The organism is Sphingobacterium litopenaei, from assembly GCF_014692495.1.
GTDB lineage: Bacteria > Bacteroidota > Bacteroidia > Sphingobacteriales > Sphingobacteriaceae > Sphingobacterium > Sphingobacterium litopenaei.
This window is the reverse complement of the sequence record NZ_JACOIJ010000029.1, coordinates 1-23,340: the sequence shown is the minus strand read 5'-3', so window position 1 is coordinate 23,340 and position 23,340 is coordinate 1. Positions and strand designations below refer to the sequence as shown.

General features: G+C 36.2%; 15 protein-coding genes. 7 read left to right on the top strand and 8 right to left on the bottom strand.

Annotated elements, in window-relative coordinates:
* Positions 1 to 66: 66 nt before the first annotated feature.
* From lipB to H8B04_RS17355, 8 genes are all read right to left on the bottom strand, one after another.
* The gene (gene lipB, locus H8B04_RS13215; protein WP_190302641.1) at positions 67 to 762 is read right to left on the bottom strand and encodes a lipoyl(octanoyl) transferase LipB; all 696 of its coding nucleotides are present in this window, start codon (positions 760 to 762) and stop codon (positions 67 to 69) included.
* Between the two features lie 29 nt (positions 763 to 791).
* Positions 792 to 1,034 (bottom strand): four helix bundle protein, encoded by a 243-nt coding sequence (locus H8B04_RS13210; protein WP_449449429.1) that lies wholly within the window; start codon positions 1,032 to 1,034, stop codon positions 792 to 794.
* A 154-nt stretch (positions 1,035 to 1,188) separates the two neighbouring features.
* A complete protein-coding gene (gene hflX, locus H8B04_RS13205) occupies positions 1,189 to 2,382 on the bottom strand; it encodes a GTPase HflX (protein ID WP_190302640.1) in 1,194 nt (397 codons plus the stop codon).
* 146 nt (positions 2,383 to 2,528) lie between these two features.
* Positions 2,529 to 3,854, bottom strand: a complete 1,326-nt coding sequence (locus tag H8B04_RS13200; RefSeq protein ID WP_190302639.1) for a mechanosensitive ion channel family protein — start codon at positions 3,852 to 3,854, stop codon at positions 2,529 to 2,531.
* A 49-nt stretch (positions 3,855 to 3,903) separates the two neighbouring features.
* Complete coding sequence (gene recG / locus H8B04_RS13195; RefSeq protein WP_190302638.1) at positions 3,904 to 6,009, bottom strand: ATP-dependent DNA helicase RecG; 2,106 nt, start codon at positions 6,007 to 6,009, stop codon at positions 3,904 to 3,906.
* Positions 6,010 to 6,403: 394 nt separating this feature from the next.
* Positions 6,404 to 7,399 carry a hypothetical protein gene (locus tag H8B04_RS13190; RefSeq protein WP_190302637.1) on the bottom strand — a complete coding sequence of 332 codons (996 nt, stop codon included), beginning with the start codon at positions 7,397 to 7,399 and terminating at the stop codon, positions 6,404 to 6,406.
* A 161-nt stretch (positions 7,400 to 7,560) separates the two neighbouring features.
* Positions 7,561 to 7,947 carry a RidA family protein gene (locus H8B04_RS13185; protein ID WP_149912756.1) on the bottom strand — a complete coding sequence of 129 codons (387 nt, stop codon included), beginning with the start codon at positions 7,945 to 7,947 and terminating at the stop codon, positions 7,561 to 7,563.
* A 2-nt stretch (positions 7,948 to 7,949) separates the two neighbouring features.
* Entirely contained in the window at positions 7,950 to 8,066 is a 117-nt protein-coding gene (locus H8B04_RS17355) for a DUF6728 family protein (RefSeq protein WP_317131674.1), read from the bottom strand.
* 82 nt (positions 8,067 to 8,148) lie between these two features.
* Here H8B04_RS17355 and nagA point away from each other — a divergent pair, with 82 nt between their 5' ends.
* From nagA to H8B04_RS13150, 7 genes are all read left to right on the top strand, one after another.
* A complete protein-coding gene (gene nagA, locus H8B04_RS13180; protein ID WP_190302636.1) occupies positions 8,149 to 9,261 on the top strand; it encodes an N-acetylglucosamine-6-phosphate deacetylase in 1,113 nt (370 codons plus the stop codon).
* 87 nt (positions 9,262 to 9,348) lie between these two features.
* On the top strand, positions 9,349 to 10,980 hold the full coding sequence (locus H8B04_RS13175; RefSeq protein WP_190302635.1) for a glycoside hydrolase family 10 protein: 1,632 nt from the start codon (positions 9,349 to 9,351) through the stop codon (positions 10,978 to 10,980).
* Between the two features lie 932 nt (positions 10,981 to 11,912).
* Entirely contained in the window at positions 11,913 to 15,005 is a 3,093-nt protein-coding gene (locus H8B04_RS13170) for a SusC/RagA family TonB-linked outer membrane protein (RefSeq protein ID WP_223815429.1), read from the top strand.
* 16 nt (positions 15,006 to 15,021) lie between these two features.
* Entirely contained in the window at positions 15,022 to 16,887 is a 1,866-nt protein-coding gene (locus H8B04_RS13165; RefSeq protein ID WP_223815428.1) for a SusD/RagB family nutrient-binding outer membrane lipoprotein, read from the top strand.
* Between the two features lie 43 nt (positions 16,888 to 16,930).
* A complete protein-coding gene (locus H8B04_RS13160; RefSeq protein WP_190302634.1) occupies positions 16,931 to 17,797 on the top strand; it encodes a hypothetical protein in 867 nt (288 codons plus the stop codon).
* A gap of 417 nt (positions 17,798 to 18,214) precedes the next feature.
* Complete coding sequence (locus H8B04_RS13155) at positions 18,215 to 21,370, top strand: SusC/RagA family TonB-linked outer membrane protein (protein ID WP_190302633.1); 3,156 nt, start codon at positions 18,215 to 18,217, stop codon at positions 21,368 to 21,370.
* 11 nt (positions 21,371 to 21,381) lie between these two features.
* Positions 21,382 to 23,175, top strand: a complete 1,794-nt coding sequence (locus tag H8B04_RS13150; RefSeq protein ID WP_190302632.1) for a SusD/RagB family nutrient-binding outer membrane lipoprotein — start codon at positions 21,382 to 21,384, stop codon at positions 23,173 to 23,175.
* Positions 23,176 to 23,340: the final 165 nt, after the last annotated feature.

Here is a 23,340-nt window from a genome sequence, read left to right as displayed (position 1 = left end):
GAGTATTTGTAGCTTTTAGATTTTAATAACTAGATAAAAATATAAAAGGGCTTTATTAAAGCCCTTTTATATTAGTTCCATGTGAAAAAGATCTGCAATATGATTTTTTAGTTTGCCTTTTACTTCGGCCATATCCAATTTTCGACCTAATTCTCTTTCCATTGAAGTCACGTCTTTATCGTCAATTCCGCAAGGAATAATATTTCTAAAATAAGCTAAGTCTGCATTTACATTGAATGCAAAACCATGCATAGTGACCCAACGTGAAGCACGCACGCCCATAGCACAGATTTTACGTGCTTTATCATTGTCGGCATCTAGCCAAACACCTGTATAACCTTCATATCGTCCCGCTTCAATGCCATAATCCGCAAGTGTCAAAATTATAGCTTCTTCCAACGTGCGTAAGTAAAGATGGATGTCCGTGAAAAAATTGTCCAAATCTAAAATCGGATAACCCACTATCTGACCAGGTCCATGATAGGTAATATCACCTCCGCGATTGATTTTATAGAATTTAGCTCCCTTTTCCTTTAATCCTTCTTCGTCTAATAATAAATATTCTTCATGTCCACTTTTACCCAACGTATACACATGCGGGTGTTCTGTAAAGATTAAATAGTTCGGCGTTGGATTGGAGAAATTATTTGTTCTGTTATCTTGTTTTATTGCTAAAGTTTTGGAGAATATATCTTCCTGTCTATCCCACGCTTCTTGGTAATCTACCAATCCCCAATCTTTAAATTTTACTGTTTTATTCATAATAATCGCTCTAGGCTTTATGCTGTAAGCTATAAGCCTTTTAACTTTTTACTTAAATTGAAAAGCTGCATTTTTATAATGTTGATATTTTCTATTAGAATATCGTAAGTCTGTAAAGTAATTATCCCTAGGTCTTTGCTTAGTATGGAAAAATACTCTAACTCATGTGCAGAACCTAAGCAAATCTGTAGAAATCTATCAAAATCTTTATCACTCTGTCTTCCGCAGCCTTCAGCGAAATTACTAGGAATAAAGTAAGCCGCTCTTTGCATTTGTCAAATAATTCTATAATTTTCTTCCTGAGGAAATGATTTGGTTACTTCAAAAATTTTCAATGTCAATTTGTGTGCATTTATCCACACCTCATATTTTTTGAAATCTCTCATTCATCAAGCTTATAGCATAAAGCCTATTGCTTACAGCTAATTAATACAACAAATTATTATACGGATAGCGAGCATTGTGCAATTCCGATATTACCTCGTAAAGCTTTTCTTTGAATTCTTCGATGTTTGTTTTGTTAGTTGCCGATAAGAAAATCGCTGGATCCGAATTTTTAGCCATCCAAGAGTTTTTGAAATCATCTAAAGTGACTTTAATTTCTTCTCCATTTTCATCCACCTCTACTGCTGGTTTGAACGCATCAATTTTATTGAAAACTGTAATAGTCGGTTTGTCTAAGGCATTAATATCTTTCAACGTTTCATTCACCGCTCTGATATGATCTTCAAAATTAGGATGGGAAATATCAACCACATGAATTAGTACATCGGCTTCACGAACCTCATCCAAAGTAGACTTAAATGATTCTACTAAATGGTGTGGTAACTTGCGGATAAATCCTACGGTATCTGAAAGTAAGAAAGGAAGATTTTCTATCACGACTTTTCTTACAGTAGTATCCAAAGTAGCGAAAAGTTTGTTTTCGATATAAACTTCGGCTTTGGAAATCATATTCAAAATCGTGGATTTACCTACGTTAGTATAGCCGACCAAAGCTACACGAATCATATCGCCACGATTCTTGCGTTGTGTCGCATTTTGTTTATCAATGGTTTTTAATTTCTCTTTTAATAAAGAAATTTTGTCTAAAATAATACGTCTATCTGTCTCGATTTGCGATTCACCAGGACCACGCATACCAATACCACCACGTTGACGTTCCAAGTGAGTCCACATACGTGTCAATCGCGGATATAAATATTGTAATTGCGCTAATTCCACCTGCGTCTTAGCCTGTGCCGTTTGGGCATGACTCGCAAAGATGTCTAAAATTAAACTTGAACGATCTAATATCTTTCGCTTCAATTCACGTTCGATATTGCGAAGTTGAGAAGGAGTCAATTCATCATCAAAAATAATCATATCCACTTCTTCGGCTTCGGCGTATTCTCTTATTTCTTCTAATTTACCAGTTCCTACAAACGTAGCATGCTCAGGTTTTTGCAATTTTTGCGTGAAAACTTTAACTGTTTCCGCGCCAGCAGTTTGTACCAAAAATTCTAATTCTGTTAAGTAATCCTGCGCCATTTGGTCGGACACATCAGGTGTAATGACTGAAACCAAAATTGCCGTTTCTTTTTCTGGAGCTGTATCTATTAATTTGAATCTTTTCGACATAAATATTTTTTAAACTAATATTAGAACAATGAACTAAAATTTAGCTCTAGTTCTAACATATGATAAACAAAGATAGTTTTTTAGATGGCAATAAATAAAATTGTAGACGCTATTCCTTGCCGTAATAAATCTTAAATATTAACAACTTAGTTAATAATATGTTTATCGAAATTTGGTAATTGCATTGCCCTAGCCCTTAAATCATCCGAAGCTGGAAGTTCAAATATCTCCAAGTGAAAGTATTTGATAGCAGCGAATATATGGTCGAACAAATCCGCCATTACGCCTTCAAAGTACAACCATTCTGTTCCTTGAGTAAATGCATAAACCTCCAATGGTAATCCATGCTCCGTAGGCGCTAGATGACGTACCATCAGCGGATATTCTTTGTGAATATTCTTGTTATTCCTTAAATAAGCTTCGATATATGCTCTAAATAAACCAATATTCGTTATTCTACGTCCATTTACTTTCACGCTTTCATCTACTTCATGTAAGGCATTGTACGTCGCAATTTCTTCCTCGCGGATACTAATAAAATCTTTTAGTAAATGAATTTTCTTTAGCTCTTCAATTTCATTGGAATTCAAATAGCGAATAGATGATATCTTGATGAATATCGCACGCTTAATTCTTCTACCGCCTGCCTGCTGCATACCCCGGTAATTTTTGAAGGAGTCGCTTAGTAATGCATGAGTAGGAAGTGTTACGATGGTTTTGTCGAAGTTTTGAACTTTCACATTATTCAAATTTATTTGCACCACACTTCCATCAGCACCATATTTTTGCATTTCAATCCAGTCGCCTACACGCACAGAATCATTCGCAGAGACTTGAATACTCGCTACAAAACCCAAAATCGTGTCCTTGAAAACCAACATCAAAATAGCTGAAGCTGCACCTAAGGAAACCAAAAATGACCAGGGTGAATAGCCTGTAATGATAGAAAATGAAACGGTGAATACAACAAATATTAAAAAAATCTGAATAACCTGTAAATAACTATCAAGGGGCTTGTCAAAAAATGCTTTCGAGGTTTTTAAGATGTCTCGAAGCGTTTTTAGTAAAGCATTAGAAAGTTTATAAACAGCGAAGACAACAAAAACACCTAAGAATTTTATCAAAATATTTTCAAAAGAATGAAAGCCGACAAATAAGTGCGGAACGGTTTGTTGCGCGAATACGATTAATACTAAATGACTTAAATCATCTAGGACTTTGTTTTCTAAAAGCTTGTCATCCCAAATGGTTTTGGAACTGCTAATAATTTTGATAAAAAGAGTTTTTAAAACTTTTCTGAAAACAAAATCTGTGATCAGCAATATTAAAAGAACCACTAACAATAAAGATATTGTTGTCAAAACGTGTGTTAATTTGACTGATCCACCGAGAAAGAGAATCAGATTATACGTTTTTTGGTAAATGTCATGAATTTGCTCGGACGCAATATTCGTTAAATCTGGATTTTGCATATACCTTACAAATATAAGAAATCCATTATAGCCGCTTGAAATAGAAATGTCAGGAAATCTTATCCCAAGAGATTCCGGGATTGCGTTGGTTTAAGTAATTCAATAAAATTTGATTCTCTGGAAGTGTAAGTCGTGGATCTTGTTTGAAAATTTCGATGACCGAATTCCTAGCTTCCGCCAAGATATGTTGGTCTTTTGCCAAATCAGCAATTTTCATGTCCAAAACTCCCGATTGTTGCGTACCTGAAATATCACCTGGACCACGTAATTCTAAGTCTACTTCAGCTATTTCAAAACCATCATTCGTGCGAACCATCGTTTCTAGACGTGTTCGTCCTTCTTTGCTTAACTTATTGCCCGACATCAGAATACAAAAAGATTGTTCTGCTCCACGACCAACACGACCACGCAATTGATGTAATTGCGATAAGCCAAATCTTTCGGAATTCTCAATGACCATGACTGAAGCATTCGGGACATTTACACCAACCTCAATTACAGTTGTAGCGACCATGATTTGCGTTTCGCCTTTGACGAAGCGTTGCATCTCAAAATCTTTATCCTTGACTGGCATTTTTCCGTGCACAATACTGATTTTAAATTGTGGCAGCGGAAATTCCTTTTGTAAGCTTTCTAAACCTGCTTCTAGATTCAATAAATCAAGCTTTTCACTTTCTTTTATCAACGGATAAACGATGTACACCTGTCTACCTTTGGCAATCTCTTCGCGCATAAACCCAAAAACACGCAGTCGCTGATTTTCGAAAAAATGAACAGTTTTAATTGGTTTACGACCCGCTGGCAATTCGTCAATAATAGAAATATCCAAATCCCCGTACAGCGTCATCGCCAAAGTTCGTGGAATCGGCGTGGCTGTCATCACCAACATATGTGGTGGAATCGTGTTTTTGCGCCATAATTTTGCGCGCTGTTCTACACCAAAACGATGCTGCTCATCGATCACCACAAAACCTATATTCTTGAATTTTACTTTATCTTCAATCAAGGCATGTGTTCCAATTAAAATATTTAATGTGCCTTCTTCCAGCTCTTGGTGGATTATTCGACGTTCTTTCGTTGAAGTCGACCCCGTAAGCAATTTGATATTGCAAATATCCTCACCTAACAATTCCTTCAACCCATTGTAATGCTGTGTAGCTAGAATTTCTGTGGGTGCCATCATACAGGCTTGATAGCCGTTATCAATTGCAATCAACATACTCATCAGCGCGACAACAGTCTTTCCTGAACCAACATCCCCTTGCACCAAGCGATTCATTTGCGCACCTGTATTGGTGTCAATACGAATTTCTTTGACTACACGTTTCTGTGCATTTGTGAGTGGAAATGGTAATCTGGTATTGAAAAAAGTATTGAATTTTTCGCCAACTTTATTGAATCGATGGCCTTTATATTTTTGCGTATTTAGTTGTTTGTTGCGTAATAATCGAAGTTGAATAAAGAATAATTCTTCAAATTTCATTCTTCGAATAGCGGCATTCAAATCATCCACATTTTGTGGAAAATGAATGGAAAGTAAAGCTTTTGGATAGGGTAAAAGATTGTGTTTATCGACCAAATAGTCAGGCAATGTTTCTCTAAAACTTCTGTATGTTGTTTCAAGTGCCGTTTGTTGCAATCGTTGAATTCCCTTTGTGTCAAGATTGAATTTCTTCAATTTTTCTGTTGAAGAATAGACGGGCTGCATTGTCAGATTACCGATTTTCTTCTCTTGCGAATTGTACAATTCGATTTCGGGATGTGTAATGGAAATTTGACCATTAAATTCCGTTGGTTTTCCGTAGATAATATAAGCAGCCCCAACTTTTAGGCTTTTCTGTATAAACGTGACGCTTTGAAACCAAACCAATTCCATCGAGCCTGTTTCATCTTTGAAAATACCGACAAGTCGTTTTGCTCTTTTTTCACCGACTTCTTTTAACTCAATTAATCGGCCTAAAACCTGCGCACCAATTAAATCGGTATGCAACTGACGAATCTTGTGAAATTGGGTACGGTCAATATAGCGAAATGGATAATATTGCAATAAATCACCAATAGTAAATAGCTGCAACTCTTTTTTGAGTACATCGGCCTTTTGAGGACCTACACCTTTGAGGTATTCTATGGGAGTAATTAAAGATAAATCAGCCATTCCTAAGAATGGCTAAATTACAAAAAATATTAGAGGTAAATCTTTGATTTACTCTTAACATTATTCAAATTCTGCCTTTATTCTTCTGTTCTCGCAGTTAAGAATGATTTTTTTGTTATGTATCTGTGGGAACTGTTTATTTTCAAATATTAATTTTCTACTATTTAATTGATTATAGAGTGAGATTTTTTGGTAAAAACTATTATCGGTGTTTTTTATAGCTATAGCTTCTTTGTTTTCACCATTATATAGAATTACCCCTTGCCAATCATTGACATTAGAGCAAGGTGTGTCAATGTAATGATTTATAAAACGAAATTTAAGGTACATTTGCTACAAAGAAAAGCCATTCTGAAGAATGGCTCTCACTAAATGGTACTATTATAAATTGGGATTAGTTTAAATTATTAATAATATTTACCAAGTTGGTTTTTGATGTAATCTCTAGGTCGGTCTCAGAGATATTAATTACACCATTATCAACAATAGTTACTTTTTTGATTGCGTATACTAATAATCCATTGCTTTCAGAAGTGAATATCACATGAAGATTAAGCCCAACAGGGATGTAACCGTAATGTTCGCTAAAGAACTTCTCAACTGAATCATATGTATCTAAACGCGCTAAGACATTTCGTTCACCTTCATATGATAGGTATACAGCCGCATTAGACATATTGTATTGAGCCGGAACAGTAACTTTGATTTGAGTTTTTGGTCTAGCGTCGTTGTAAAATCGATCTACATTTGTCCAGCCAAATTCTGAAGCCCATACTTGATAAGTGGCTGCTTCAGTATTTACATTGATACCCGCTTCTTTACCCTGGCCTCCAGCATCACGCTTCACTTCATCCCAAGCAAGTTCTCCTTCTTCATCAATATTACCTCTCCAAAGTTTCATGTCTTGGTCGATTCCACCTGTAAGAGTCGCTGGAATATCAACAAAGAATGGACATCCTGATCTTAATTTTTGATTTCCTTTCGTTACTTCAATATTAAATTGACCACCAGTCACCAATGGTAATAATTCTCCAGTGCTATTTTTACCCATCAATGGTTTGTTTGTCGCGGTCATATTGCCGCGGTCATACATTTCTACAAAGGAAAGGTTCACATCACCAGTCACCACATTTCCAATGTTGTCTCTCAGACAGTTAGGTGAGATTCTTACTTCTGTTCCTTTATCTGTTTCAAAAGTAATTCCATCTTCAGCTTTAAAAGCTTTAGAAAGTGTAATGTCTGCTAATGCATTTTTGCGAAGATCAGCGAAGCCTACAGCAGATGGGTTTGCTAATAATGATACAGATTCTGTTTCATTTTTACAAGATGAGAATGTAATAGTTGCACAAGCTACAAGTGCAAATAATTTTGAGTTTAATTTCGTTTTCATACTATTGAATTTTAAATGTTTTACAATCAGTTTCAATAGTATATCAACAGGTTTATTTTTTTGTTACCAGGGAAGAAGAGATTTTTTTAGAAAAAGTAGAAAAGATAAAAAAGCCGCTTTGGTGTTGAAACAAAGCAGCTTTTCAGAAAAGTATGTTTTGGTTATGCTTTCCAAGCAATTACAGAGATTTCTACATTTACGTTTTTCGGTAATGTCTTCACCGCTACACATTCACGTGCAGGTTGATTTGTTGTAAAGTATTGTGCATAAATTTCATTCACAGCCGCAAAATCACCCATATCGCTTAGGAAGATAGAAGCTTTTACCACATCTTCGAAAGCATAACCTGCTTCTGTTAGAATGGCTTGGATATTTTTAAACACTTGGTGTGTTTCGTCCTGAATTCCTGTATTAATTAATTCCATCGTTTCTGGAATCAAAGGAATCTGTCCGGATACGAATAATGTTTTATCTGCTTTTATGGCTTGATTGTAAGGCCCAATAGCCGCAGGGGCTTTGTCTGTATTGATAATAACTTTTTGTGACATGATTATTTGTCTATAAATATTTTATAAATAATTCCGAGTAGAAATAGAATGATAGCAATCGCGTTGATAATATACATTACGCGTATGGAAGTTGGTTTAGTATTGTCCGCTTTTTTCATTTCTAAAACTATGATTGGTCTAAGTTACAATCCAACAGGTGTAAATACAAATTCCAAAAGCTTTTAGTATTATTGCAACATTATGAAAAGCAAAATTGCATTAACCAATGGTATTATATATACAGGTAAAAATACTTTTATCAACAAAGCATTACTAATCGAGGACGAGAAAATATCAGCAGTAATAGAAGACCATGCTATTCCTGCCGATTATGAAAAAATTGATGTAGAAGGCAAAAATATCTGTCCTGGCTTGATTGATTTGCAAATATATGGTGCTGGAGATCAGCTGTATTCAGCAGAATTAACAATCGAGTCTATACATCAAATTGAAAAGTTGCTTTTAAAACAAGGTTGTACCTCATTTTACCTGACTTTAGCTACCAATAGCATCGATCTTTTTAAAAAAGCTATTAAAGTTTATCAGACTGCTGAACCAAAAGTCTCTTTGGGATTGCATCTGGAAGGTCCGTTTCTTAATCCAAGTAAACGAGGGGCGCATCCAGCAGAGTTGATTAAAGAAGCTAAATTACCAATTTTGGAAGATCTTTTAGCCGATCATAATGGCGCTGTTCAGATGATGACCGTTGCGCCTGAGTTGATGCAAGATGAATGTATGGCATACCTGCAAGCAGAAAATATATTGTTAAGTGCAGGGCATAGTAACGCAACTTTCGAACAAGCAAAATTATCCTTTGATAAAGGAATAAAGACTGTTACACATCTTTGGAATGCCATGTCTCCACTTCACCACCGTAATGTCGGATTGCCAGGAGCGACGTATACACACTCGTCTGTTAACGCTTCTATAATTGTCGATGGAATTCATGTTGATTATGAAGCTGTAAAGATTAGTAAAGAAATGATGAAAGAACGTCTTTTCTTGATTACCGACGCAGTAGCGAAGTGTGAGAAAGATATTTATCACCATATTTTGAATGGAGATCACTATGTTTTGCCAGATGGTACGCTTTCAGGTTCGGCGCTTACTATGCTTAAAGCAGTGCAAAATTGTGTTCAAAAAGTCAATATTCCGTTAGATGAAGCATTAAGAATGGCTACATTATATCCGGCTAATTTGATTGAACGTCAAGATTTAGGACGTTTGGATGAAGGATCAGTAGCAAATGTGCTAGTATTTGATGCAGATTTCAATGTAGATGCGGTTTATTTCGAAGGTAAACTAGTAGAATAATCTTTGAACGTAAAAAAAATATTGCCAAACGTACTTTTAACATATACAATGTAAAAAATAAAAGTATATACAGTAGTTTTGTGTCCTATGAGAATAAATGTATTACGTACTATAGCATTTTTATGCCTTATTGTTGTTATTGCTGTGTCGTGCAAATCCCGAAAATCGAAAGAATTGAAAGCTGCAACACCTTCATCGGGAGTTGAAGTTGTAAAAGAAAAAGATTCAGTATTACCGCAGACTCCTGCAGCTCCAGTGGTGTCAGGGCCAGTGAAAAAGTCTGAAGAGCCTAAAAAAGAAGAAAAAATTAAAGTGCAATTGCCAGAAGTTCCACGTGAATTTCGTGCAGCATGGATTGCAACTGTTGCAAACATAAATTGGCCTTCCAAACGCAATTTGACCACTGCTCAGCAAAAAGAAGAAGCCATTCATCTTTTGGATATATTAAAAAATAACAACTTCAATGCTGTTATTTTTCAAGTTCGTCCGTCATCGGATGCCTTATACGATAGTAAATTTGAACCTTGGTCTTACTTCTTGACGGGCGAAATTGGTAAGCGTCCCGAACCATATTATGATCCATTAGAATTTTGGGTGGAAGAAGCACACAAACGTGGCCTGGAATTGCATGTCTGGTTGAATCCATACCGTGCTCACCATACTAATGGTGGTCAAGTGACGTCTAAATCTATGGTGAATACTGCATCGGATTACATTGTTCGTTTAAAGAATGGTATGTATTGGTTTGATCCAGCGGACAAACGTACGCAAGATCATGCATCTCGTGTGGTGAATGATATCGTGACACGTTATGATATAGACGGCGTACATTTTGATGATTATTTCTACCCGTATGCAAGTTATAATGGTGGCGCAGATTTCCCAGATTCTAAAACTTGGAATGTTTACAAAGCTAATGGTGGCGAGTTGTCACGAGGAGATTGGAGAAGATCGCATGTGAATAACTTCATCGAACGTATTTATAAAGAAATTAAAGCCGAAAAACCATTTGTAAAATTTGGTTTAAGTCCATTCGGTATTTGGAAACCAGGTTATCCTGCTGGAGTAACAGGTTCTTCGCAATACGATGAATTGTATGCTGATGCAAAATTATGGTTAAACAAAGGGTGGATAGATTATTTTACACCACAATTGTATTGGCCAATCGAGCCTGCGAACCAAAGTTTTACAACTTTATTGAAATGGTGGGAATCTGAAAATACTTTCCAAAGACATTTGTGGCCAGGTTTAAATACAGTAGAAGTTAAAGCTGCACACAAACCGACAGAAATCGTCAACCAAATCAACGCAACTCGTTCAATAGTTCCTAAAAGTCCTGGTGTAGTACATTGGAGCATCGCTGGATTGACAAAAAATGCAGAAATGTTGCCTACACTTAATAATGGACCTTATAAACAGAAATCCTTAGTACCAAAGTCTCCTTGGTTAAAAGCTAATCCTTTATTAGCTCCTACATTGTTAGTTACTCCTGAAAACGGAAAAGTATTTGCCAAGTGGCTACACAAACAACCAGAACAAGTGAGACATTTCATTGTATTTGCAAAATACGGTAGTGAGTGGGAATGGGATATTGTAGATAACAATATTTCTGCTAAGGAATTTGCAAGTAATAAAAGCGGCGAAAAGCTATCAGCAGTTGCAGTTAAAGCTGTCGATCGATTAGGTAATGAAAGTGAATATGAAATAAAGGTATTCTAAAATAGTAGAAATTTAATAAAAGGGTCAGAATGAAAATTCTGACCCTTTTGTGGTTTTACGCCTGGCATGGGCGATAACTCTAGAGTGTAAGTCCCGAACACGCCATTAGAGTTGGAAGTTTTAGCTGAAGGCAAGGGTGTCCATCGTCAGGTGGAATCCTAAGGAAGCATTAGGTAAACTATCGGTTAGATGGAAAGAAACTACACAAAAGGACTAGGTTGCAACGTAAACTAATTTCCTATATGGTACACAACAATCCATACATGACAATACCTGATGAAATATAGAATGAACAAATTTGATAAGGCTTATGGACCTATCTATAAAAGAATAGTGGGGAAGCCGAAGGCTATGGGGAAGGTAGCCATTTTATTGGGATAATTAAAAAGTAAAAGATAATGGATGGACAAACACAAGGAAAAATTATTGACATACAGCCAAAAGTTGGATGTTAAAAACAGTCCCTTACAACGATTATCTTAACCATCTGGGAGACTCATTTTTAAGGGTAGTATACAAGAGAGTTTGAGTTAAAATTTAATTAAGTTTCTAATACCAATCGGTAGGTACGCTGCTTTGGAAATTCGTACGGATTTATTTTTCGTTCTCCAATCCGAATTATATCCATGTGACAAACTTATTTGTTACATAATATTTCGTGGGAAATTGATGTTTATGCGTTTTTGTTCTGATTTTTTTAAAAAAATTATTAAATCTGCATTTTTTTAATTAGACTTGTTGTAATAAATATTGTATAAAATTTATCTACCCAATATTATACCTATAGGAACAATATATAAAACCACATTTCAGTACTCGTTGTACTAATTTTAATGATTTAATCGAATGCCTTTTTATGCGGTATTATTGTTTCTGATTTTTTTGTTTATAAAATAGGATACTAATCAATTCACTATAATAAACTATCAAACATGAAAAGAAGATTACTTCTCACATTTTTCGGGGTAGCAGTATATGCATCCTGTTTGATGGCTCAACAAAAATCAATTTCTGGTAAAGTTACTTCTTCGACGGGAGATGCGATGAGTAACGTTACAGTTGTGGTTCAAGGAACCAATCGTTCTGTAGCAACCAATGCAGATGGATCTTTTACTATTCAAGCTGCGCCAGGGGAAATATTGTTGTTTAGAGCCGTTGGCAGTAAAGAAACACTACAGACTGTAGGTAATGGAACAGTGTACAATGTGATTTTACAAAGTACAGAGGCCGCACTTGATGAAGTCTTAGTTACTGCGGAATTCGGAATGAAGCGCGTGGCAAGAGCCGTAGGTTCTTCCGTGCAACATATTGACGGAGAGACAATAAGTGAGTCTGGAAGGGAGAATTTTGTTTCTGCATTAGCAGGTCGTGTGCCAGGTCTAAATGTGACGTCTACTGGGGGTGCGCCAGGGTCATCGACTACTGTTGTGTTAAGAAATATCACGTCTATTTCTGGTAATAACCAACCTTTATACGTTGTAGATGGGGTTCCTATGAACAATTCATCGTTTGATCCAATAGGCATGGCGGGAGCTGGAGGTAGTACTTATTCTGTTAGAAACTTAGATTATTCCTCTAGAGGTAATGATTTTAATCCGGAGGATATCGAATCGATTACGGTATTGAAAGGAGCGGCAGCTGCAGCTTTATATGGTTCTGATGCCTCCAATGGAGCGATCATTATAACCACTAAAAAAGGTAAAGCAGGAAAAGGTTCTATTACGTATGGTAATTACTTTAAGTGGGATGAGGCTTACGGATATCCAGATATGCAAACAAAATATGCGAATGGTAACTATGGTACAACAAATTACTACTATACATCGCGATTTGGAGGGTTATATCCAGATGGTATGAAATTATACGATAATATCGCATCAATATTACAAACAGGCGCGCAACAAAGACATAATATTTCTGTTGATGCAGGATCGGAAAAGGCAACTATACGTGGGGCATTCTCACAATTGAATCAAAAAGGCGTGCTAAAAACAACAGCCTATGATCGCACAAATCTTAGTTTGTCAGGTCAGGCAACCGTTACTCCTTACTTGAAGTTTGATGGTTCGATGCAATATACAAAAACAGGTAACGATAAAGTATTAAGAGGAACAGATGGTCCTTTGTATCGTGCGATGTTATGGCCAATAGTCGACGACATGAGTATTTATTATGCGCCAGATGGTAGTCATATGAAAAAGCCTGATTATTATGTTGATGAAGATTTATTGAATCCATTATTTGCAATGAATAAAAACAAGTTCTTTGATAAGTCAGATCGCTTTTTGAGTAATGTATCCATGAACTTCACTCCTATAGAAAATGCTTTCTTGAGAGCGCAAGTGGGCTGGGATGTAGGTATGCAAACTTTTGAAACATCTACACATCCATATTATGCGAATAAGAATGCAGGTGAAGGACAATTTAACCTTGTACAATCCAATTTCTCTGACCCTACAATTAATATATTAGCAGGATATAATAATAAATTCTTACAAGATAAATTATCGTTCTCTGGACAAGTTGGTTATCACCAATTGGAAAATAGGGTAACACGATCTGCTACATACGGCACGAAATTCTTGGTTCCTGATTTTCAATCTATTAATAATACAGATCCGTTGTCACAGACAAGTTCACAACGTAATACAAGACGAAGAATCCAAGCATTATCAGCTCAGTTTGAGTTTGGTTACAATAATTTAGCTTTTATTACTTTACGTGGGCGTAATGATTGGTCTTCTACTTTGCCAGTCTCTAATAATCGATATTTCTATCCTGCTATTGAAGGATCATTCATCGTGTCAGATTTGAAATTTTTAAAAGATATTTCTTCTATCAACCAAATAAAGATACGTGGATCTCTTGCGCAGGTAGGTAAGGATGCAGGACCTTTAGAAATTGACCCTCAATTAGAATATAGTGATCAATCGGGTGGTGGATTTAAGTATGGTTTTACAGGGCCAAATCCAAAATTGCGACCAGAGATGACCACAGCTAAGGAAGCTGGTGTGGACTTTAGATTATTCAATAATAGATTAAATGGTAGTTTTACATACTTCACGACGCGCAATGCAGATCAGATAGTTAAAGGATTTCGTTTAAGCTATGCAACAGGATTCGTGTTGAACAATATGAATGTGGGTACATTCAAAACTTGGGGTTGGGAGGCACACTTAGATGGTGATATTATTAAGCAAGCTCAAGGGCTTACTTGGAATGTCGGTATTAATGCTTCTCAAGGTGATTCGGAAGTGCTCTACTTACCAGAAAACGTGACGGAATATTATAATGCATATACTTGGAATTCAGGTAATATTCGTAATGGTATTATGGTTGGGAATCCAATCACAACACTTACAGGTTTAGCCTACGATAGAAATGAGCAGGGAGATGTTTTGATAAGTCCTAGTACAGGTTTGCCAATTACAAAGGCGACTTGGTCTGTAATTGGTAATCGTGAGCCTAAATTGAGATTTGGAGTGACCACGGCATTGAGCTATAAAGATTTTCGTCTATCTGGGTTATTTGCGGGTAGATTGGGAGCAACGGTAGTAAATGGTACTAAGCGTACAATGATGACGAATGGTACTAGTTGGGAATCAGTAAGCTTAAGAGAAAGTGGACCTGTTGTATTTAAAGGTGTATTACGTGACGGAAATGAGAATACAGATAATCCAACATTTAACACAATAGCTGTAGATTATAGAGCATATGGTGCGACTACTTTTGGTGGTGGCGATGAAGATTGGTTAGAGAAAGATGTTAATTACTTACGACTACAAGAGTTGAGATTATCGTATAGATTACCAAAATCTCTATTGGCAAAGGGCAAAGTGTTCTCTGCTATGGATATCTATGCAGTAGGAAATGATTTGCTGACTTGGACGAACTATTCTGGGATTGATGCAGTAGGTAATACGGTTTCAGCTGCAGCTGGAGGAACTGGAGGAGAGGGGTATGATGTCTGGTCAATTCCTAATCCACGTGGTTTTGCTGTTGGATTTAGTTTAACATTAAATTAACCGGTTAGATTTAGAAATGATGAAAAAGAAATTTTTATATATGCTTTTGCCTCTGCTTGGTTTAGTAAGTGGATGTGAAAAGTATTTAGATGTAAATAAAAATATTGATGCACCTGATAAAGTAGAAGGGTATTTATATTTAGCGAATATCACACAACAATATCAGGGGTTATACTGGGATATTAGAGCGTTAGGTCCAATGACCCAAATGATGGGAACTACTTCCTACACCTCATTTGCCAACCATTTCTATACATTGGCCTCAGATGCTGGGGGGGAAACATGGCGTATGGTTTACTGGAATCAAGGGATGAACCTTGAGAATATGATCAACCAGTCTATGGAAGCAGAAGATTGGACACTTGCTGGTATTGGCTACGCTATAAAAGCTTTTAGTTGGGATGCGTTGACAAAGATTCACGGTGAAGTACCCATGAAAGATGCTTTCGTGCCGGGGTTATTGTCGCACAATTATGATTATCAAGATGCTGTATACGAGCAAGTACGTGAATGGGCTAGAACATCTATTGAGTTGTTAGAAAGAGAAGATAACCACAATTACGGAACGAAAATCAGTAGTAATGATTTTATCTATAACGGAGATAAAGCTAAATGGATAAAGTTTGCTAACGCAGTAATTGTACGCAATCTTTCATCTTTGACTAATAAAAAAGATTTTACGACGAAATATGCACAAGAATTAATTGATGCGGCAAGTAAATCTTTTCAAAGTCCAGATGATGACGCTACATTGAAGTTAACAGGTGGTTCACAAAGTGCACCTTATGCTAGTTATAACAATTTTTGGGGAACAGCACGTCCGAACCTAACATATTCTTATTTCCAACATGATTACGCTGTTCAAGTATTTACAGGTACAGTTCCTGATTATGACCCAGCCACAGGTGACAAAATTAGAGAAGGGGCAAACCCATATTATCCGTTTAAATTAGCGAGTAAGCAGATAATTACGGATACATTGGTAAATATTGGGGGACATTATGACCCACGTGTTGCCGTTAAATTAGGGACAACTAGTAATAATACGTTTTTAAATTTGAACAACGCTGAAAACGTAAAATCTTATAAATATTATGGAGGTGCATTTACAAGTACTGTAGGGCCAATTGGTACCGCTCCATCATTTTATGGCAGAAACCTTGCATCTACCTTTACAGGAACAGTACATGATGGAATCGGAAGATGGATCTATCGTGATGATGCTCCTTATATCTTAACCACATATGCTGAAGTGCAATTCTGTTTAGCAGAAACTTATTGGAAGTTAGGGCGTAAAGCCGATGCATTTGAAGCTTTCAAAAAGGGAGTTAATGCCGATCTTGTAACAACTGCACGATATATTTATCCTGGTAAAGAAGGTAGTGCTACAGGTGGGGATAAAATTACTAAGGAATTATTTAATTCGTTGGCTGCAGAATATGCCAACGGACCATTCGTGAATGGATTAAATGATTTGACTCTGTCGCACATTATGATGCAGAAGTGGGTAGCGCTATATCCATGGGGAGCATCTGAGGCTTGGGTTGATATGCGTAAATACCATTATGATATCGAATATACTGGAGAATATCCAAGTAATGGTAATGGATGGGGGCAAGCGCAATTAGAACAAAAAGCTGATACTGACGTTGATAAAGTTTACAAAGGACTTTATTTGGCTCCTGCGCAAGTGCAAAACAGAAAAGGATCTTATGATATTCGTAACGAAGGATCTCCAAGCTATAGGTTAAGACCTCGTTACAATTCTGAGTATATGTGGAATCTACCGGCTCTTGAAAGCTTAAAACCTATAGCAGGTACTGCTGATAATTATCAAACTTCAATCCCTTGGTTTGCGTATCCAGGAGAGATGCCTAAATAGAATAAATAATTACGGAATAAAATCCGTTTACAAATTTGAAGAGATGAAAAAAATAAATAATATACTACTAATCTTTCTAAGCATTTTTCTATTTGCGTCTTGTGAGAAAAATGTAGTGGAATACAAAGCTGATCCTCTTGAAGAAGAGAATACAACTTTATTTCAAATATATTATATGGTTCCTTTGGCAACAGGAGCTGCTAATAATATTAATAAAGTAGAATTAAATGGAGAGCTGTTGACTAATGAAACAACACCACTTAACACTTATAACTTTATTCCTAGCGGCGCAGTAAGTAAATTTTTTACCACTAAATCAGGGAATGTGAATTTAAAGTTACATAGAGGCCCTGTTGCAAATCTTACACTTGCTTATGATCAAAATTTTGAACTTCCCACAGGAAGGTATAATTTGGTTATTCATGACTTTAGTAAGCCTCCTGTATTGATACCACATCAACTACCATTTCCGACGACGACAACGGAATTTACAGGTACAACCGCATGGGTGAAATTCTCAAACTTTTTGTATGAAACCGCAGGTATTCCGACAGATAAAAAATTGCAATATCAATGGCAATATACTGTGGATAATGCTACGGCAGAAAAAAGTGAATGGGCAAATGTTGGTAAGCCAGTTGCTTTTGGAGAATCTACTGGTTGGGAACCAGTTACTGTAAATAAAACTATTGAGATTTCAGCTGGTACAGCACGTATAGATTATAGAATACGAGTAATAGGAGCTGATGGATCTGACCAAGGAAGTTTAGTCGTTCGAAATTCGGCAGGTAATATGGTGGACTATTCGGATTGGTGGAATGCCCAAATTGGACGTATATATCATCATAATTTGGCAGGTTTCAGAGCAGCAACTCCAATTGCTTCGGTTAGAACCTTTACAGCTAAATAGGGATAAATAAAGTATTGATGATATTTATTTTTTAATAAAATAATTTTGACACTGTAAAAGGAGAGTTCATGTAGTTGGACTCTCTTTTTTTATGTAATTTTTTGGGGGGAGTATTTGCAAAAAGGTAATTTGCCAGTATATAGTTTGCTTGTATACTACTTTTTTAGTTAAATAAAAGGTTAAATTATACTTTAATATTAACAAAATGGAATGCGCATATTATTGCAAATAATATTATATAAAACGCTAATATTTTTATAATATTGCTTTAATTATTGCGTTTTTATTCAATTTTCATTCATAAATGCAAACGAACCGATATGTGCCTATGATTTAAAGTGAAACAACCTTATTTAAATAGCCTATTTAAAATAAATATATAATTCTAAAATCGTTAATTAATCAACTATCAAACTTATGAAAAGAAGATTACTTCTCACATTTTTCGGGGTAGCAGTTTATGCATCCTGTTTGATGGCTCAACAAAAGTCTATATCCGGAAAGGTTATTGGTCCTTCTGGAGAGGCGCTGAGCAATGTAACAGTAGAGGTTCAGGGTACGAATCGGACTGTCAAAACCAATCCAGATGGATCATTTACGATTCAGGCATCTCCTGGTGAAATTTTATTATTTAGATCTTTAGGAAGTATTGAATTAACTCAAGTAGTTGGAAATGGAAATGTGTATAATATCACATTAACAAATTCTGAAGAGGCATTAGAAGAGGTTGTAGTGACTGCTTTAGGAATTCGCAAAGAGAAGAAAGCGCTAGGTTATTCAGTGCAGGATCTCAAGGCTGACGAGCTTATGAAAAACAAAACTGCAAATATTGTTAATTCTTTGGCTGGTAAAGTAGCTGGTGTAAACGTGACACAGACTTCGGGTTCGGCAGGTGCAGGAGCACAGATTATTTTAAGAGGTGGTACATCCCTTGAACGTGATAATCAGCCATTATTTGTAGTAGATGGTGTCATCTATGACAACTCTACGGTTTTGGGAGGAAATAGTGGTTTTGATGGAGCTCAATCCGTTTCATCAACTAATAGCAATCGTATAATGGATGTTAATCCCGAAGATGTGGAAAGTATGTCTGTATTGAAAGGTCCGGCTGCGGCAGCACTTTATGGATCAAGAGCAGCAGCGGGGGCGATTATTATTACTACTAAAAAAGGTAAAGAGGGTAGAGCAGAGGTCGCATTTTCTTCTCGTGCTTCTACCAATTGGGTAAATCGCTTGCCGGAACAGCAAAGTAAATACAAAAGAGGTTACTACAATGCTGCAGGGGTTTTGGATGATTATACAATGCAATCCTGGGGAGAGAGTTTTGGTGCAAACGATGTGATGTATGATAATATAAAGAACTTTTTTAATAACTCCACAGTTTATGATAATACAGTAAGTTTGGCTGGAGGTAGTGCTAACACGACATTTTATGTTTCGGCATCTCGTTTTGACCAATCAGGTATTGTGCCCTCCACAGGATATGATAAAACTACTTTTAGATTTAATGGTGATCAAAAGTATGGTCGACTGACCTTAGGTACCAATGTGGCTTACTCTTTAGCAAATACAGATAAAACTTTAACGTCTGCAGGATTATATAATTCTGGTGGAACTGGCGCAATGAATTCTGTGTATCGTTGGTCTAGAAATGATGATATGACCAAATATCTAAATGAGGATGGTACTAAATATAGAATGTTTGGTGATAGACAAAAACTTGAGGATGACATTGAAAATCCATATTGGACAATTAACAAAAACTTATTGGACGATAGAACGGAGCGCTTCACTGCTAATTTGAATGCTAATATGAAGTTAGCTGATTGGTGGAATCTATCCTATCGTGTTGGGACAGATAGTTATTTGACTAGAAATAATACATTGGTTTCTGCTGGTGGTGCAGTAAGACCGCAATGGCAAAACGGTATGATGTCCGCAAGCGACTATAGATTTAATTATTGGTCGTCTAATTTAATGTCCAATTTTGATAAGAAGGTTGGTGACTTTGATTTAGGTGCATTGGTAGGTTTTTTCTCGGAGCAAACAAAAGTGAGCAATGAAAGAAGAGTAGGTTTTGATTTTGTAATAGATAATTTTTACAGCTTCGAAAATATTGTTGATGCCAATAAGAGGTTTAATTCTATTGAATCAAAAAGAAGATTATTTGGTCTTTACGGTGAATTAAGAGCAGGATATAAAAATATGTTATTCTTAAATGTAACAGGTCGTAATGATTGGACCTCTACATTACCTGTTGCGAATCGTTCTTATTTCTATTCATCTGTTGGTGGAAGCTTTGTGTTTTCTGAATTGACTAAAGATTTTTCTTGGTTGAACTATGGAAAACTACGAGCATCTTGGGCAAAAGTTGGTAAAGATGCATCACCTTACTTAACAGCAACTACTTTGTGGCCTTCAAGAGAGTTTTTAGGTGGACTTGTTGGAACGGGTAACTTTTGGAATCGTGGTAATCCTGGTCTTAGACCTGAAACTACAACCTCATTTGAGGTCGGAGCTGAGTTAAGGTTCTTAAATAATCGCTTAGGAATTGATTACACATATTATACAAATAATTCATACGATCAAATTGTTTCTCCACGTATGGGGCAAACAACTGGATATATTTTGGTTTCTGTAAACGCCGGAGATATTTATAATAAAGGTATGGAACTAGCCTTAACGGGTAAACCTGTTGTTGCTTCGGATTTTACTTGGGAGGCAACTATAAATATGGCTAAAAATAAGGGTACATTAGATAACTTAATTAAAGGTAATGAAATTTTATATGTTACTGATGTTCAGGTAGGAAATGCAAAAGCAGCTTCATTTAATGGTGGCGACTTTATGGCAATTTCTGGTTCTAGATGGACGCGTACTCCAGATGGAAAGGTGGTGCTCGATGCAAATACTGGCATGCCAACTAGTGATAATGCTACAACTTACCAAATTGGTAATAGAGAGCCAAAATTAACAGGTGGTTTTAACAATAGCTTGCAGTACAAAGATTTGAACTTTTCATTTTTATGGGATTTTAGAATCGGAGGAGATGTGTACAATGGTACAGATTATTTTATGACTGTCAATGGTATGAGTAAGCGTACTATGGATAGAGAAAGCCTAACAATAAACGGTGCGGTGCAAACCGGTACTGTGGATGGTGTAGCGACTTATGAAGACCGTAGTTTTACATTTGAGGCAGATCAATTTTACATGATCAGAAATGTAAACACAAGTGGTCGTAAGATAATACAAGACTATTATTCAGATTTCTATGTTAGAGAGAGTGCTAATTTCCAGACAAATACAAATTGGCTTCGTTTAAGAACGGTTTCGTTATCTTATGATTTCACTAAATATATCGTGAAGAATGCTTCACTTAATAGAGTTGTAAAAGGTCTTACAGCAACCGCTCAAGGTACAAACCTGTTGTTATTTACAAATTATAAAGGTATGGATCCAGAGGCTTCAGCGGCCGGTAGTGGTGTTGTTGGTTCTAGTTCGGTTGGTATTGATTTCAATGGTGTGCCAAGTACAGCTGGTTTTATGTTTGGTGTTAACTTAAAATTCTAATAAATCGCATTATGAAACGTTTTAACAAAATTATACTATTCGTCTCGGCTATTTTATTATTTAATAGCTGTAAAGAAAGTTGGTTGGATATTAATGTCGATCCTAGTAATCCAACTAACGTTGTGGCGCCCATCCAAAATAGATTACCTTGGATGCAGCATCATTTACTTTATGCTCATGCAGCAGCTGGAGTTAGATCGGCGTTGATCACACAAAATTTGACTTTTATAAAAAACACATCGCAACAAAGTATGTCTGCTGGTTGGGATCCTATACAAGGTATGTCAACTACTCCTTATCAGTTTTTCTTCGTTGCAGTGGGTTCTAATATAGCTGATCTTGAGAAAGCTGCCGAAGCGCAAGGAGCGTTCCATTATCTTGGAGCGGCTAAAGTTATTAAAGCAATGGGATTCATGCTTATGGTAGATTGGTTGGGAGAAATTCCTTATACAGAGGCTTTAGGTGAAAATATTTCTCCAAAATTTGATGATGGAAAAACAATTTTCGAAGGTTGTATAAGAGATATCGATCAAGCTATCGCGTATTTTGAAATGACACAAACAGCAGGAGCTCCAGCATTGAGTGCAGGTGATAGTTGGAATGGTGGTGATGTAGATAAATGGAAACGATTAGCAAATGGATTAAAAGCCAGATGGTTAAATAATCTATCAAAAAAATCCATCTACAATCCCGATGAAATATTAGCTCTATTAGACAAAGCGCCAATTAATAATGCAACTAGTACAGTTGTAAATCACGTGGATGTTGTTGAACCTGTAGGTGATGTTTTGTTTGGTGACCCGCTAAAAGCTTCGGTAATGTTTTCTAATATGGGTATGAATACAAACTTTAGAATTACTAAGTGGTATGAGGATATTTTAACTAATACGTCTAATCCAAGTGTTGCAGATCCTAGAGCAGATAAAATGATTCCTTGGGCCCAGTTTGGAAGTGGAAGTATTCAGAATAAAATATTCAAACGTTCAAAGGGTGTAGACATGTCGTCTGATATACGGATGAATGCAGGTCCTATTACGCCATCTTTTAACAATAGTGCGTCTGTATTAACGTTGAACGCGGGAACTGCAGCTGAACGCAAAATAGCTCCTTATGCTAACTATATAGCAGGAACAAATAGCGCTCGTTATGGCGATACATTATATGTTTCCACAAAAAGTAATTCGATTGGTTACAATAAAGCAGCTAATGACCAATATGTTTGGGCTGATGGTAGCTCTGCGGGCACAAGTATATTTAATGCAAGACCAGATGCGCCTACCTTTGTGATGACTTATGCAGAAATGTGCTTTATTAAGGCTGAGATTTATTTTAAGAAAGGCAATAATACTATGGCCTTTGAGGCGTATAAAACGGGTATCAAAGCACATATTGATATGATGAATGCAAAACTGAATCAATATGGATCAGTTAACCCTAGCAAATCCCCAATGAGCGCTGCTTCAATCACTAATTTCCTTGAGAATGGTATTGGTACAGCGGGAAATTTGACGCTAAGTAAGATTATGACGCAAAAGTATATTGCACTATCTTATTCACATCAGAACTGGAATGATATGAGAAGGAATAATTATAATCCATCAATATATAATGGATGGAAAGTTCCTTACGAATATACGGTTACCGCGTCGGCACAAAATAAAATTCCACAGGGAAAATATTTTCGACGAGTAATGCAGGTGAATCACGAGTTTAATTATAATGCTGAAAATGTTAAGGCTTCTCATCCTCGAGCTTTAAATGATGATATCTGGTCTCAGCCTGTATGGTGGGATATTGAAGAATAATAAATCCAAAATTTTAATTCTATTAGCCTCCAATTTTTGAGGGCACTGAAAAAGTTTCTATTTTTTTAAGAGACTTAAAAAAATGACTGAGTATAGTATTAAGCTTACTCAGTCATTTTTGTTTTAGGGATTTCTGGAAGATTGTTTATTAGTTGTCCTTATTGT

What these genes read in the sequence shown, in the direction of transcription:
- lipB (WP_190302641.1), bottom strand. Translation starts at nt 762, where the DNA reads ATGAATAAAACAGTAAAATTTAAAGATTGGGGATTGGTAGATTACCAA.
- H8B04_RS13210 (WP_449449429.1), bottom strand. Translation starts at nt 1,034, where the DNA reads ATGCAAAGAGCGGCTTACTTTATTCCTAGTAATTTCGCTGAAGGCTGC.
- hflX (WP_190302640.1), bottom strand. Translation starts at nt 2,382, where the DNA reads ATGTCGAAAAGATTCAAATTAATAGATACAGCTCCAGAAAAAGAAACG.
- H8B04_RS13200 (WP_190302639.1), bottom strand. Translation starts at nt 3,854, where the DNA reads ATGCAAAATCCAGATTTAACGAATATTGCGTCCGAGCAAATTCATGAC.
- recG (WP_190302638.1), bottom strand. Translation starts at nt 6,009, where the DNA reads ATGGCTGATTTATCTTTAATTACTCCCATAGAATACCTCAAAGGTGTA.
- H8B04_RS13190 (WP_190302637.1), bottom strand. Translation starts at nt 7,399, where the DNA reads ATGAAAACGAAATTAAACTCAAAATTATTTGCACTTGTAGCTTGTGCA.
- H8B04_RS13185 (WP_149912756.1), bottom strand. Translation starts at nt 7,947, where the DNA reads ATGTCACAAAAAGTTATTATCAATACAGACAAAGCCCCTGCGGCTATT.
- H8B04_RS17355 (WP_317131674.1), bottom strand. Translation starts at nt 8,066, where the DNA reads ATGAAAAAAGCGGACAATACTAAACCAACTTCCATACGCGTAATGTAT.
- nagA (WP_190302636.1), top strand. Translation starts at nt 8,149, where the DNA reads ATGAAAAGCAAAATTGCATTAACCAATGGTATTATATATACAGGTAAA.
- H8B04_RS13175 (WP_190302635.1), top strand. Translation starts at nt 9,349, where the DNA reads ATGAGAATAAATGTATTACGTACTATAGCATTTTTATGCCTTATTGTT.
- H8B04_RS13170 (WP_223815429.1), top strand. Translation starts at nt 11,913, where the DNA reads ATGAAAAGAAGATTACTTCTCACATTTTTCGGGGTAGCAGTATATGCA.
- H8B04_RS13165 (WP_223815428.1), top strand. Translation starts at nt 15,022, where the DNA reads ATGATGAAAAAGAAATTTTTATATATGCTTTTGCCTCTGCTTGGTTTA.
- H8B04_RS13160 (WP_190302634.1), top strand. Translation starts at nt 16,931, where the DNA reads ATGAAAAAAATAAATAATATACTACTAATCTTTCTAAGCATTTTTCTA.
- H8B04_RS13155 (WP_190302633.1), top strand. Translation starts at nt 18,215, where the DNA reads ATGAAAAGAAGATTACTTCTCACATTTTTCGGGGTAGCAGTTTATGCA.
- H8B04_RS13150 (WP_190302632.1), top strand. Translation starts at nt 21,382, where the DNA reads ATGAAACGTTTTAACAAAATTATACTATTCGTCTCGGCTATTTTATTA.